Origin of the sequence: Streptomyces caniscabiei, from assembly GCF_014930365.1 — a bacterium.
GTDB lineage: Bacteria > Actinomycetota > Actinomycetes > Streptomycetales > Streptomycetaceae > Streptomyces > Streptomyces caniscabiei.
Window position 1 is genome coordinate 406,007 of record NZ_JABXWI010000001.1, and the last position, 12,461, is coordinate 418,467.

The window sequence follows — 12,461 nt, forward strand, 5'->3', positions numbered from 1 at the left end:
GTGCCTTTCGGGAGTGCGCGTGAACGGCGCTCCCGGACGACGACCTATCGCCCGACCGTGACCCCTGAGGGGAGCACCCATGTCGATACTGCGTTCACGGGTACCACCTCCTCGTTCTCTCGCACGGCCACCGGGAAGCTAGCAGCGGTCGTACGTCCGCCGCCAACGGTTTTCCGGCGGCCCGTGCGAGGATGGCGGCCGTGACCGGATCGTCGTCCTCACCCGGCGCCGAGGGCAGTCCTCGTGGCCCCGGACTGGGTTCCCGCACCGCCGCCGCGCTCGTGTTCGGGTCCTCGGCGGCGGTCCTGGTGGTCGAGATCGTCGCCCTGCGGCTGCTGGCTCCCTATCTCGGTCTCACCCTGGAGACCAGCACCATGGTGATCGGCATCGCCCTCACGGCGATCGCCGTCGGCTCGTGGCTGGGCGGGATCCTCGCCGACCAGGTCGATCCGCGCCGCCTGATCGGCCCCTCGCTCGGGGTGTCGGGAGCGGTCGTGGCGCTCACCCCCGCCGTGCTGCGCACCACCGCGGAGTGGGCACCGGCGCTGCTGCTGCTGATCGCGTCGCTGACCATCCTCGTACCGGGCGCGCTGCTCTCCGCGGTGACGCCGATGGTGACGAAGCTGCGTCTCACCCGCCTCGCCGAGACCGGGACGGTCGTCGGCCGGCTGTCCGGCGTCGGTACGGTCGGCGCGATCGTCGGCACCGTCCTCACCGGGTTCGTCCTGGTGTCGCGGCTGCCGGTGAGCGGCATCCTGATCGGCCTCGGCATCCTGCTGGTCGTCGGCTCGGCGCTGGTCGAGTGGCGTACGCGCCGGTGGGGCGGCGCCCCCGCCCTGACCCTCGCGGTCGTCGCCGGCGGCCTCGGCACCGCGGTCGCGCCCGGCGGCTGCGACGCGGAGACCAGGTACCACTGCGCCCGGGTCGTCGCGGACCCCGACCGGGACGGCGGCCGCACGCTCGTGCTGGACGGCGTGCGGCACTCCTACGTCGACGTCGACGATCCGACGTTCCTGGAGTTCACCTACGTGCGCGCCATCGCGTCGGCGGTCGACGCGGCCTTTCCCGAGGGGGAGCCGCTCGCCGCCCACCATCTGGGCGGTGGCGGACTCACCCTCCCCCGCTACCTCGCCGCCACACGGCCCGGGACGCGCAGCCTCGTGTCCGAGATCGACAGCGGGGTCGTACGCATCGACCGTGAGCGGCTCGGTCTGCGGGCGGAGGCCGGGATCGACGTACGCGTGGAGGACGGCAGACTGGGCCTGCGGGCGCTGCCCGCCGACAGCCGGGACCTCGTCGTCGGTGACGCCTTCGGGGGCGTCAGCGTGCCGTGGCACCTCACCACGGTGGAGGCGATGGCCGACGTACGGCGGGTTCTCGACCCCGACGGCCTGTACGTCGCCAACCTCATCGACCACGGCGGCCTGGACTTCGCCCGCGCCGAGGTAGCCACCCTCGCCGAGACCTTCGAGCACATAGCCCTCGTCGGCGCCCCCGCGAACATCGGCCTCGACCCGACGGCCACCTCCGAAGGCGGCAACCTCGTGGTGCTCGCCTCCGACCGGCCCGTCGACCTGCGCGCGACCCAGCAGGCGCTGGACACCCGCCGGACCGGCTGGCGGATCACCACCGGCGACACCCTCACGGCCTGGACCGCCGACGCCCGCCCCCTGACCGACGACTACGCCCCCGTCGACCAACTCCTCCAACCGTCCAGCACGCGCCGGGACCGGTGACACGGCCTCCGCTCCAGGAACATGCTCGGTTGCGATGTCGACCGCCACAGGGACGTCGCCCTCAGGCCCTCCGGAGGGGACCGCTGTGCAATCTGAAGTCACGGGCCAGGAGCAGTATCTGGACCTCCCCCTGCGTATCGAGCGGCCCTTCCTGCTCTGGTCCTACGAGGTGTCACATCGCCGTCTCGTGCTGCGGGCAGAGCCGGGAGGCGTGGCCGGCGGGGCGGGGGAGGTCGAGTTCGTGGATGTCCTGGGCATGCAGGTGAAGTCCCACTACTCCGAGCTCCTGATCTCCCACGCCCCGGCACGCGGCACGGCTGCCGCCGCCGGTATCGACGCGTTCGTGCCTGTCCCGGAGAGGCATCGGTCCAAGTTCACCGCCCTGCTCGTCTCGGACGGGGCGGTGGACGGTGGGTTCGTCGTCTGTGGTGGCTTCCGGGTCCGCCCTTCCGGGGGACGTCCCCGGGCGTGAGCGCTGAGGGGGGCGGCCTCGTTGTGCGAGACCGCCCCCCTTGACTTCCGCGCCGACTACAGCCCGATCGGGTTGAGGTAGGTGGCCGGGCGGGTGGCGGCGTCCTGCTTGAGGATCTGGCCGCCGAAGGGCCACGTCAGGGTGAAGTGGTCCGTCTCGTTCGGCGGGGTCACCAGGAACTTCGCGGGGACGAACTTCTCCGCCCGGGGCGTCGACGCGGCCACCGGGAGCAGGGTGATGCTGAAGTCCACGGTGTCCCCCTTCTCCAGCGTCAGCTTCTGCGGCTTCTGGGCGGACCGCACCAGCGACCACGTGCCGTCGGTCGTCTGCGCGCCGACCATGTCGACCCCGGCGAACCCGGAGAGCGTGCAGGTGCGCTCGCTCTTGTTCGTGAACCAGATGTACGCCTGGGTCTGCTTCTCGGTCTGCTGCATCTCGGGCTTCGCGTCACCGCCCGTGGCGAAGCCGGCCTTCAGGTCCGCGGTGTGGCAGCGGGTCGGCTCGGCCTGCGCGGCGGCGGAGGCCGGAGCGGCGGCAGCGGCGGTGCCGGTGACGACGATCGCCGCGAGGGCCATGGCGGTCAGCTTGCTCTTCATCAGATCTCGAATTCCCCTCGAACACGAATCGGCGCACGAGTCGGTGCGCTTCTGCGCCCCTACAGATGCGCGGCACATGGAAGAGGTTCAGCGGGGCGGGAGATCTTTTGTGACCGCTGGCGTCAATGCCCTTTCCGCCCCCCGGAGTTGCCCCAAGGGGCAGGCTGAAAGAACGTCGACCGATTCGCAGTCTGTCGATTCCGGAAGGTGGAGAATCTCCATGGGACAACTCGCCAAGCGGGTGCCATCAACGAGTGGAACGACATGACCTGGCCGAATCACCCCGGCCGGGTGAGCGCTTCCTGGATCAGGATTCTCCGAAACGGCGGCATTTTCTCCCGAGGGCAAAAGCATATTGACCTTTCCCCGGCCGCTGCCCCTTCACCCCGGCCGCCGAGCCTCACTACGATCAGCGCCCATGGACTGGCTGGAGCGCATCGCGGGACTGCGGCAGTGGACCAGGAACGGGACGCGCGCTCCGCACAAGCCGTTGCTGCTCCTGCACGCCCTCGGCCGGTTCCAGCAGGACCCCGACGGCGAACTGCGGTACAGCGCCGTCGAGGAGGACCTCCAGCGCCTGCTGACCGAGTACGGCCCGCCCCACAAAACATCACCCGCGTACCCGTTCCACCACCTCGTCAACGACGGCGTGTGGGAGGTCCGGACGGATCGCGGCCCCGGCAGTCCCGGCAGCGGGGTCCGGGACCTGCGCGAGTCGGGTGCCACGGGACGGCTCGCTCCGGAACTCGGCGCCGCGCTGCGCGGCGAGCCGGAACTGCTGCACCGGATCACGCGGTTGCTGCTGGACCGGCACTTCCCGCCCTCCGTCCACGGGGAGTTGTGCGAAGCCGTCGGCCTGGAGCTGGACCCGGCGAAGGTCGTCCCCCTCTCGGCCGTACGCAAGCAGCGGGACCGGCGTATGCGCGAACTGGTGTTGACCGCCTACGAGTACCGGTGCGCCTTCTGCGGCTACGACGGCAGGCTCGGCCCCGTCCCGGTCGGACTGGAAGCCGCCCATGTGCGCTGGTGGGCACTGGGCGGACCGGACGACGTCGACAACGGCCTGTGCCTGTGCTCGCTCCACCACAACCTCTTCGACAAGGGCGTCCTCGGCGTCGACGGCGACCACCGCGTCCTCGTCTCCCAGCGCTTCGTCGGCCACAGCACCGCCGCCCGCGAGCAGGTCCTCGCGCTGGCGGGCCGCCCCCTGGTCGGCCCGCAGCCGGGCATCCGCCCCGTTGCGGCCGACCACCTCAACTGGCACCTCAGCCAGGTCTTCCACGGCGCACCACGCCCCGCCACGGCCGCCTGACGGCACGTCCGCCGACCTCAATCACCGCTGTCACACACCTTGTTGGCGTGCCCGCGCCTGCCTCGCACGGGCAGCGAGAGGCGGCGGCACGCGGCTACCACCTCGACACCGGCTGTGCCTCAAGGGGCACCTCCGCCCACACCGTCTTGCCTGGGCCGCCCTCATAGGCGAGTTGAAGGCCGTGCAGCACCACCGCTGCTGAGACAGCCGGGCCCCGGCCGCCGTCCGTCTTCCGGGCTCACCGGGCCCTTGCTCGCGAGGGTCCGGCGAGCCGCTGACCTCCCCAAAGAACCGAGGGAAAGAACTACCCGCCCACCCACCCTCCCCGGCCGCGAAGCCCGCGTCACCCGTCCGAGTGACCGGCTTGCAGGTGCGGGATGCGGACGGTTACGTTCGCCGCGACAACCGCACAAAGACTTCGGCCCCCGGCCGGGACTGCAATCCCGAACGAGGGCCTGACCGATCAGGAAGACGTAACCTTCCCGATGGCTGATTCGCAGTCTAACGCGCCCCTGCGCGCCGACGCCGGAGCTCCCACTTCCGGTGTGATCCACGTACGCACCCGGCTGACGGCCGACTTCACGGTGCTCTCCAACGCTCTCGCCCAGCGGCGCGGCAGCGCGGTCACGGTCGGCGTCGCGGCGTACATCTCCTCCCTGCCGGACGGCACGTGCGTGAGCATCGCCGCCCTGTGCGCACACTTCGACGAGGGCGAGATCCTCGTCTCGCGAGCGCTGAGGGAGTTGGAAGCGGCCGGATACCTGGAACGCCGCCGCGAGCGGACGCCCACCGGCCAGGTCCGCACCCGGACGTACTTCTACGACGTACCCGGCGGCGAACCAGGCCCGGATCCCGGCGGGTCTCCCCGGCCGCCCCAGCCTCGTCGCCCCCGTCAGCAGACCACTGCTGCCACACCCGCACCCGCGTCCGGGGCCGTGCGGGACGCAGTGGAGACGCCCGTACAAACGCCCGTACAGACGGAGGTGAAGACGGAGGAGGCACCGGCCGCACTCACCGCCGCCGACCCCCGGGCCATCGGCCTGCTCGCCGGGCTCCGCAGGGTCGATCCCCGCCTCGTCCTGTCCGAACGGGAAGCCGCCCGCCTCGCCCCGGCCGTCACCCGATGGCTCGGCGCAGGCCTGCTGCCCACCCAGATCACCGACCACCTCACCGCACGACTCCCGGCAGACCTCCTCGTCCGCCCGGTCGGCATCCTCGCCTACCGCCTCAAGGAGACCCCACTGACCGCACCGGACACCAGCAGCCCCGAGACCCCAGAGCGCCCAGCGGTCCTGAGAATGCGGAACTGCGACGGCTGCGACCGCGGCTTCCGCTCCGCAGGACACAGCCACTGCCGGGACTGCCGGACCCGGAACCAACTACCCGCGACGGGGTGATCCGGTGGCCGGGTGTGCGGCCCACCCACAGGTGGGAGGCTTGATGTGGCACGATGCGAAATCTGACGCCAAGAGGAGGTGGGACATGGTCGACAGGTTCACGGACGGGCTTCTGACGCCCACGGAGACAGCTTCCTACCTTCAGATTCCTCAGTCGACCCTCACCTCGTGGCTGAAGGGCAAAGCCGCCGGAGCACCACTGGTCCACCAGGTGGAGCCAGTGCGGAAAGGGCAGCCTTCGGTGCCGTTCATCGCGGTGGCCGAGGCGCACGCCCTGCGTTCCCTACGTTCTCTGGGGCTCCGCATGAGCGAGATCAGGGAGGCCGCAGCCGCCGTACGGGACGCTCTCGACACTCCCTACGGCCTCGTCTCGAAGAGAATCGCCACGGACGGCGTGGACATCTTCATCGAGCACGGCTGGGGCGATCTCCGCAGAGCCCGCGACGGACAGGTCCCCATCCACGAAGTCGTCTCCGACTATCTCCGCTACCTCACGTGGGAGCCGGACGAGGACTTCCCCTCCGGCCTGCGACTGAGGCAGTACCCGGACTCCGTCCCCGTCGTGATCGACCCGAGGTTCGGCCACGGACTCCCTGTCGTCGCCGCGAACCGCGTCACGGTCCAGGCGATCACCGACCTGTGGGAGGCCGGGGAATCCGTCGAGAACATCGCCTACGACTACGACATGACGCCTGAGCAGGTGGACGCGCTCTGCCAGGCAGTGGTGCAGCTTGTCGCCTGAGTCCTCCCGGGAGTTCTTCCTCGACCGGAATCTCGGTCGCCGTGTGGCGGAGGGCCTGAGGGTGGACGGTTCACCGCATCGGGGACGTCTTCCCGGACGACGGCCAGGACATCCCGGACGAGGAGTGGATAGGGGATGGCGTAGGAAGGCCGGCCACATGTGCGCCGTCGGTCACGGTGCCACCGCGCGAACGAGGAGCGTACCGATGTGGCCAGGGTGCGGGGCATCAAGTACCTGGGCCTCAGCCGTGCGGAACCCGGCCCGGGTGAGCAGGCGCTCCCACACGGCAGGGCGGTAGCTGTAGCGGTAGGTGAACATCGCCTTGCCCGCGAAGCCCCCCTTGTACATGCCCTGCGGTCCGTAGGCGCCCGGGATGGCCGGCGGCTGCGAGAAGACGAAGACGCCCCCGGGCCTGAGCTGTTGGCGGACAAGCGGGAAGAGACGGCTCGGGTCGGTGAACCAGGCGGCTCCGAAGATCGAGTAGACGGCGTCGTACGCCGCCGCCTCCTCCCCGCTCAGATACCGCAGTACTTCGGAGCACACGAACTCCGCGCCGGTACTGGCCCACTTCGTGGTCGTCTTCTTGACCATGACAGGAGACAGGTCAACGCCCCGAGCGGTGATGCCACGCTGGGCCAGGTAGGCGAGAGCGCGACCGGTGCCGCAGCCGATCTCCAGAACGGATCCTGGGTCGCCGAGCAGTTCGGGGCCGGGGCCGTGACCGGCGTACTGGGTCCAGGAGAATCCAGGCTCCGCGTCGTCCTTGAAGGCAGACGCGGCGAAGGTGTCCCACAACTCAGTCTCGGCGGCGATGTCGTGGTGTGCGGGCAAGACGATTCCTCTTCGCAGGGGATGGCCCCTGCCTCAGGGGACCGAGGGCAGGGGCCAGGGTAGGGCCGTTCAATGGCTGTCGGGGACCTTGTTGTCGCACGGTGAGCAGTCCGTGCCGTCGATGGCCCACAGCTCCTCGTCGATGTCGAAGCCGACGGACTTCAGGAAGTCTGCGGTACGCAGGCACAGCCCGTCACGGCGACGCTCGATGAACGGGGCATGGTGCTTGTACCGGCCTTCGTTGTACGCATCGCACAGCGCCCACCACACCGGCGTGTCGAGGATGAGCTGGTGGACACCGATGTCGACGAGCTTGCCGACTCCGAGGTGGACTTCCGGGTGCTCCATGCAACCGATGGTGTACATGACGGCGTTGCCCAGGACGCGCTCGGCCATGTCGCGGACCATCGTGTGATCCCGTAGCAACAGGGCGACCTCGCGGTCCCACAGACTCATGCCGCTGTCGAGGACGTTCACGGTCAGGTGCCTGATGTGCGGCTGGACGGCGTCGAGCAGCTCCTTCGGATGCCTGGTGCGGGTGTAGGAGGGGTTGTCGAACATGACGGTCATGAACGTTCCCTTTCTGGGAGGTGTCGTGCCGTGCTGGTAACCCACCCCAGCGAAGGTTCGTGGTCCTTCGGAGGAATGGGTATCGGAGACGGGCGCGGTCATCCGAGGCGGCGCTCCGCCCGGTTCATCTCGGTCACACGGGCGCGCAGTACCTCGGTATCCGTGGCCTGCCGGATGGCGTCGGGGTCCGCGTCCCACTCGCGCCCGCCGCCGGGGGGTCTGAGTTGCAAGTAGGGGCCGGCGCACCCCATCACGTAGCCGATCTTGTCCGTCTTCATGTCGATGACCAGGGCGCCGTCCTCTTCCCGCGTCGCCCTCAATGACTCCACTGCCGTGTACGGGTCGGCGTACCGCAGTTCCGTCGTAGCCATGAACAGGACGCTAGACAGGCGGAGTTGATGGCCGCCATGTAAGTTGCGCGAAGTTGCTTGACTGCCTGGCGAGGTTGCGCCACGTTGCCGATATGGGTCGACGGAACCCCCACCGGAAGGCCCTGACCTCAGGGAGGCTTGGGAGATCAGTCCCCCAGGAGAAGGACGTGATCATGGCCCGACGACTGCGTTTCAACGGCACGGGCAGCGGCGTCAACGGGTGCCCGTCCATTCACGAAGACCTCGACACGGGTGAGGTCATCGTGCACGGCCCGGCCCTCACCGACCCGCACGATGTCGCCCAGCTCAGGCACCTGAACGAGGGGGAGGTGCCCATCGTGGTGCCACGGGAAGTACTCGTCGACTTCGCCCCCAAAGAGGTAACCCGCGTGCCGAACATCATCGGGCTGGACGAGTTCGACCGACTCTTCACGCAGTTCGAGCACACGGCATGGCGTCTGGAGAGCCGACGTCGATACGCCTCCGACGAACTCACGGACACGTATGCGCAGTTCACCCGTGGTGAGGACGTCAGCTGGGAGGGCGTGGACGCGGAGTGGTGTGCCGAGCGCCGCGAGCAGACCGGGCTCGGCAAGAGGTTCGAACGGGTCCGCACGGTCGACGATCCGCCGACGGTCGGCCAGCTCTATCTTCTCGACAACGCCCGACGCAACAGCAGTGTCGGCGAGAGGATCCTCAACCTCTGGCGTGCGGACGCCCAGCGGCTCGGTCTGCCCGACGAAGACTTCTGGATCTTCGACTCCCGGCTGGTCGCGCTGCTCAATTTCGACGACGCCGACCACTTGGTGAACGTCGAACTGATCACGGAACCCGCGGCGGTCCTGCGGTACGCCATGGCGCGTGACGCAGCGATGCATCACGCCGTCCCGTACGGACAGTTCGCGGCGCGGCTGACCGCAGAAAAGGACTGAAAGCAGGTGCGTACCGGTGAGCACGGACTATCAGCAGGCACGAGAAGCGCTCGGGGCGCGCCTACGCGAACTCCGGCTCTCCGCCCCTGGACGTCGGCTCACCGGCACGGAACTCGCCACGCTGTACGGGTGGAACAAGTCCAAGGTCAGCAGGCTGGAGAACGGCAGGCAGACACCGACACCCGACGACCTGCGCAAGTGGGCGGAGGCAACCGGCCAGTCCGAGGCGTACGACGAGTTGCTGGCCCGCCTCCGGGGCTTCGAGTCCCACATCCGGTCCTGGCGGCGACAACTGTCGGCCGGGCACAAGCCGGTCCAGGACACACACCTGAGCGCTCATGCCGATGCCTCCGTGTTCCGTGGCTGGGAACCCTCCATGATCTTCGGGATTCTTCAGACGCCGGACTACGCCCGGTCGATCTTCACGCGGTACTCGGAGCTGCAGCGATCGCCACGCGACACCGAGGAGGCAGTCCGGTCCCGCATGAAACGGCAAGAGACGCTGTACGACTCCTCGAAGCGTTTCCACCTCATCATGTGGGAAGCCGCCCTGCGTGCCTTGGTCTGCCCGCCTTCGGTGCTCGCGGCCCAGCTGGACCGACTCACAGGAGCCGTCGGACTGGACACCGTAGAGCTGGGGATCATCCCCCTGTCTGCCTCACTCAAGATTCCTCCGGCCACCGCCTTCTGGATCTACGACGACCGGCAGGTGATCGTCGAGAACTGGCACGCGGAGTTGTGGATCGACGACGGAGCCAGCGTGGAAACCTATCTGCGCACTTGGAAGACGCTCCAGGGGTCCGCCGTGTACGGCGCTGAAGCGCACAACCTCATCAGTGCCGCACGACGAGCGTTGCACTCACGTTGAAGCCAAGCCCGCGTCCAAGGAGCTCACGGTCGACACGACCGACTCCGACGGCCCCTACGACTGGTGTCTCGCCAACGCCGGAACGTGGGACATGACCGGCGGGACGGCGACCCTGCCCGCACTGCCCGGTCGCCGTCCCGCTCGTCCCGTGGCCCTCGCCTCGGGCCCCAACTGGCACCTCAGCCAGGTCTTCCACGGCACACCGCGTCCCGCCACCGGCCCCGCCACGGCCGCCTGACGGCACTCACCGCCACCGCGGGCCTCACCCTTCGCCGGGCCCGTCGGCGCGGGCCATGGTCAGTCGGCGGACGCCATGAAGTGCAGCATCCTGCGGTTGACCTCCTCCGCGTGGTCGATCTGCGGCCCGTGGCCGGTGCCGGAGATGATCTCGGCTCGGGCACCGGGGACCAGGCGTGGCACACGCTCCGCCTGCCGCTGCGGGTGCACGAGGAGGCTTCGCCTGCCGAGCACCAGATAGAGCGGAGTCCGGATGGTGGACAGCTCCTCCTCGGACAGGGGAAGCGGCGCCGGGCGGCGTATGCGGTAGGCGCGAACCGCCGTTCGGATCATCGCGCGGAGTTCCGGTACGACGAGGACCGGCTGTTCGAGCCATGCAGCCAGTCGCGGGCGGAACGCCTTGGGCGCGAAGGTCGCGAAGAGGCTGGCGAAGATCCAGACGAAGAAGCGCAGCCCCACCTTTTCCAGGCCGCCGGGATCGAGCAACGTGACCGAGGCGAGGCGTTCGGGCCTGCGATGCGCCTGGTTCAGGGCGAGCCAGCCACCGTAGGAGGAGCCGACGAGGTGGACGCGGTCGAGCCCGAGCCCGGCGAGCGTCTCATCCAGCCACTGCGCCGCGTGTTCGGGCTGGTGGATGGGTGCGCGCTGCGCGCTGCGGCCGGGATCGCCCAGGGTGTCGATCGCGTAGACCGGCCGGTCCGCGCCGAGGGCGGGGGTGTTCAGGTACCACATGGCGGAGCAGGAGCCCGCCCCGTGCACCAGGACGACAGGGGTGCGGGATCGGGCAGCCTGGTTCTCGGCGCCGTAGCGGTAGACGTGCGTGGTACCGAAGGACGTCTCCACGTCCTCTTCCGCGAGCGCGGGCGCCCCCAGCGCGTAGACCGCGTCGCAGGCCGCGAAGTGGCGCTCCCGCCAGGCCTCGCTCACATAGCGGCCGACGTCGGCGCGGGGTCGGGCAGCCGTCTCGGGCATGGTCACCTCCGGCGTCTCGGTTTTGTGATACGAACGTACCACGACTTTGGTACAGCTGTATCATCAAGAGGGCTCCGAGGGAGCCGTAGCAGGAACGACGAGCGGAGAAGCGGCCGATGCCCAAGCGCGTGGACCACGCAGAACGGCGCACCGAGATCGCCGAGGCCCTGGTCCGGGTCGCCGGCCGAAGCGGACTGCATGCCGTCGGGATGCGCGATGTGGCGGCGGAGGCGGGCGTATCGCTGCGGCTGGTGCAGTACTACTTCCAGACCAAGGAAAAGCTGCTGCTCTTCGGGCTCGAGCTTCTGGCGGAGAGATTCGCGGCGCGGGTCTCCGCCCATGTACGGGCAGCCGGGAACGATCCGGGTCCGCGCGCGATCGTCGAGGCGCTGCTGATGGCAGCGCTGCCGACGGACGACGAGAGCCGCACCTTCCACCACCTCTACACGTCGTACGCGGTGCTGGCCGTGAACGACCCGGCGCTCGCGGCCCAGCCCTTCATCAAGAACCCTGATGCCGCCGAGGACGCCCTGACCGACCTCCTTCGGCAGGCACAGGAAGCGGCACTGCTCGAGCCCGGCGTGGACGCACGGTTGGAGGCGGCCGGCCTGCTCGCCATGTCCGCGGGACTCGGCACCGGCGTCCTCGTCGGCCAGCGCAGCCCGGAGTCCGCGACCAAGGTCCTGGATCACCACCTGAACCGAATCTTCCGCACCGGTAAGGCGGTCGTGACATGAATGACCGGAGCCCAGCGGCCCTGGAACTGCGAACCGCCCGGCTGTTGCTGCGACGCCCCACCACAGCCGATGTCGACGCGATCTTCACCGTCCACCACGATCCGCGGACCTGCACCCACAACCCGTCCGACGCGCTGGCCCGGTTCGAGGAAGCGGAGTCGCTCTACCGGCGTTGGGACGACCAGTGGCAGCGGTGCGGCTACGGGTACTGGGTCGTCCGTCACCACGGCTCCGACCGGCAGCTCGGATTCTGCGGAATCAAGCCCATGGGACTGCACGGGACCCCGGTCCTGAACCTCTTCTACCGTTTCGCCGCCTCGGCCTGGGGCCAGGGCTACGCCGGTGAAGCGGCGGCCGCGGTCGCCACCTGGGCATCCCATCACCTGCCTGACCTCCCGCTGATCGCCCGCGTTCGACCGGCCAACGTCGCTTCTCAGCGCGTGGCGATACGTGCCGGACTCAGCCGGGCACAGCATCTCGACACCGAGGGATACGACGGCTTCGACTGGATCTACCTCGCCCGGCAAGCGGTCACGGCCACCTGCCAGGGGCGTCCCGCGCCCGGGTGACCGCGCCGAAGGGAGCGGAATTCCTGTGCGGTGAGCCGTCGTTCGTCGTCTTCCGGGTCGGATACCGGGACTGGGCCTTCACGGGTCCGGCGTGACCGGCGACCTGCCACCGGACCGAC

14 protein-coding genes and 1 pseudogene are annotated in these 12,461 nt (G+C 69.3%); 10 read left to right on the top strand and 5 right to left on the bottom strand.

Going from position 1 to position 12,461, the window contains the following annotated elements:
- Window positions 1-200 precede the first annotated feature (200 nt).
- Window positions 201-1,736: a fused MFS/spermidine synthase gene (locus HW837_RS02105; RefSeq protein ID WP_313895520.1), complete on the top strand. Its 1,536-nt coding sequence runs from the start codon at window positions 201-203 to the stop codon at window positions 1,734-1,736.
- 85 nt (window positions 1,737-1,821) lie between these two features.
- Window positions 1,822-2,208: a hypothetical protein gene (locus tag HW837_RS02110; protein WP_193379441.1), complete on the top strand. Its 387-nt coding sequence runs from the start codon at window positions 1,822-1,824 to the stop codon at window positions 2,206-2,208.
- Window positions 2,209-2,264: 56 nt separating this feature from the next.
- Here HW837_RS02110 and HW837_RS02115 read toward each other — a convergent pair whose 3' ends face one another.
- On the bottom strand, window positions 2,265-2,804 hold the full coding sequence (locus HW837_RS02115) for a DUF4232 domain-containing protein (RefSeq protein ID WP_045558759.1): 540 nt from the start codon (window positions 2,802-2,804) through the stop codon (window positions 2,265-2,267).
- A gap of 418 nt (window positions 2,805-3,222) precedes the next feature.
- Here HW837_RS02115 and HW837_RS02120 point away from each other — a divergent pair, with 418 nt between their 5' ends.
- The 3 genes from HW837_RS02120 (at window position 3,223) to HW837_RS02130 (ending at window position 6,255) form a co-directional block, all read left to right on the top strand.
- Window positions 3,223-4,116: a phosphorothioated DNA-binding restriction endonuclease gene (locus HW837_RS02120; RefSeq protein ID WP_045558758.1), complete on the top strand. Its 894-nt coding sequence runs from the start codon at window positions 3,223-3,225 to the stop codon at window positions 4,114-4,116.
- Window positions 4,117-4,601: 485 nt separating this feature from the next.
- Window positions 4,602-5,513, top strand: coding sequence for a hypothetical protein (locus HW837_RS02125; RefSeq protein WP_193379440.1), 912 nt, complete (start codon window positions 4,602-4,604; stop codon window positions 5,511-5,513).
- Between the two features lie 85 nt (window positions 5,514-5,598).
- Window positions 5,599-6,255 (top strand): DUF433 domain-containing protein, encoded by a 657-nt coding sequence (locus HW837_RS02130; RefSeq protein ID WP_093790708.1) that lies wholly within the window; start codon window positions 5,599-5,601, stop codon window positions 6,253-6,255.
- A gap of 171 nt (window positions 6,256-6,426) precedes the next feature.
- Here HW837_RS02130 and HW837_RS02135 read toward each other — a convergent pair whose 3' ends face one another.
- The 3 genes from HW837_RS02135 to HW837_RS02145 form a co-directional block, all read right to left on the bottom strand.
- On the bottom strand, window positions 6,427-7,086 hold the full coding sequence (locus HW837_RS02135; protein ID WP_045558755.1) for a class I SAM-dependent methyltransferase: 660 nt from the start codon (window positions 7,084-7,086) through the stop codon (window positions 6,427-6,429).
- A gap of 69 nt (window positions 7,087-7,155) precedes the next feature.
- Entirely contained in the window at window positions 7,156-7,656 is a 501-nt protein-coding gene (locus HW837_RS02140; protein ID WP_045558754.1) for a hypothetical protein, read from the bottom strand.
- A 98-nt stretch (window positions 7,657-7,754) separates the two neighbouring features.
- Window positions 7,755-8,027, bottom strand: a complete 273-nt coding sequence (locus HW837_RS02145; RefSeq protein WP_313895519.1) for a hypothetical protein — start codon at window positions 8,025-8,027, stop codon at window positions 7,755-7,757.
- Between the two features lie 173 nt (window positions 8,028-8,200).
- Between HW837_RS02145 and HW837_RS02150 the strand changes: the two genes are divergently transcribed.
- The 3 genes and pseudogenes from HW837_RS02150 to HW837_RS50240 all read left to right on the top strand — a co-directional run.
- Window positions 8,201-8,959 (top strand): DUF6879 family protein, encoded by a 759-nt coding sequence (locus HW837_RS02150; RefSeq protein WP_045558856.1) that lies wholly within the window; start codon window positions 8,201-8,203, stop codon window positions 8,957-8,959.
- Window positions 8,960-8,975: 16 nt separating this feature from the next.
- Window positions 8,976-9,827, top strand: coding sequence for a helix-turn-helix domain-containing protein (locus tag HW837_RS02155; RefSeq protein WP_045558753.1), 852 nt, complete (start codon window positions 8,976-8,978; stop codon window positions 9,825-9,827).
- Window positions 9,828-9,948: 121 nt separating this feature from the next.
- Window positions 9,949-10,065 (top strand): annotated as a pseudogene (locus HW837_RS50240) (phosphorothioated DNA-binding restriction endonuclease); the annotation flags it as partial.
- Between the two features lie 59 nt (window positions 10,066-10,124).
- Here HW837_RS50240 and HW837_RS02165 read toward each other — a convergent pair.
- On the bottom strand, window positions 10,125-11,036 hold the full coding sequence (locus HW837_RS02165) for an alpha/beta fold hydrolase (RefSeq protein ID WP_193379439.1): 912 nt from the start codon (window positions 11,034-11,036) through the stop codon (window positions 10,125-10,127).
- Window positions 11,037-11,152: 116 nt separating this feature from the next.
- Here HW837_RS02165 and HW837_RS02170 point away from each other — a divergent pair, with 116 nt between their 5' ends.
- Both HW837_RS02170 and HW837_RS02175 read left to right on the top strand, forming a co-directional pair.
- Window positions 11,153-11,773 carry a TetR/AcrR family transcriptional regulator gene (locus HW837_RS02170; RefSeq protein ID WP_045558751.1) on the top strand — a complete coding sequence of 207 codons (621 nt, stop codon included), beginning with the start codon at window positions 11,153-11,155 and terminating at the stop codon, window positions 11,771-11,773.
- Window positions 11,770-12,342 (top strand): GNAT family N-acetyltransferase, encoded by a 573-nt coding sequence (locus tag HW837_RS02175; RefSeq protein ID WP_045558750.1) that lies wholly within the window; start codon window positions 11,770-11,772, stop codon window positions 12,340-12,342. The genes HW837_RS02170 and HW837_RS02175 overlap by 4 nt, the downstream gene beginning before the upstream one ends.
- Window positions 12,343-12,461: the final 119 nt, after the last annotated feature.

Bases quoted from the DNA above. Each gene is read 5' to 3' on its own strand.
- HW837_RS02150 (WP_045558856.1), top strand. From the start codon at position 8,201: ATGGCCCGACGACTGCGTTTCAACGGCACGGGCAGCGGCGTCAACGGG.
- HW837_RS02145 (WP_313895519.1), bottom strand. From the start codon at position 8,027: ATGGCTACGACGGAACTGCGGTACGCCGACCCGTACACGGCAGTGGAG.
- HW837_RS02175 (WP_045558750.1), top strand. From the start codon at position 11,770: ATGAATGACCGGAGCCCAGCGGCCCTGGAACTGCGAACCGCCCGGCTG.
- HW837_RS02140 (WP_045558754.1), bottom strand. From the start codon at position 7,656: ATGACCGTCATGTTCGACAACCCCTCCTACACCCGCACCAGGCATCCG.
- HW837_RS02115 (WP_045558759.1), bottom strand. From the start codon at position 2,804: ATGAAGAGCAAGCTGACCGCCATGGCCCTCGCGGCGATCGTCGTCACC.
- HW837_RS02165 (WP_193379439.1), bottom strand. From the start codon at position 11,036: ATGCCCGAGACGGCTGCCCGACCCCGCGCCGACGTCGGCCGCTATGTG.
- HW837_RS02170 (WP_045558751.1), top strand. From the start codon at position 11,153: ATGCCCAAGCGCGTGGACCACGCAGAACGGCGCACCGAGATCGCCGAG.
- HW837_RS02120 (WP_045558758.1), top strand. From the start codon at position 3,223: ATGGACTGGCTGGAGCGCATCGCGGGACTGCGGCAGTGGACCAGGAAC.
- HW837_RS02130 (WP_093790708.1), top strand. From the start codon at position 5,599: ATGGTCGACAGGTTCACGGACGGGCTTCTGACGCCCACGGAGACAGCT.
- HW837_RS02125 (WP_193379440.1), top strand. From the start codon at position 4,602: ATGGCTGATTCGCAGTCTAACGCGCCCCTGCGCGCCGACGCCGGAGCT.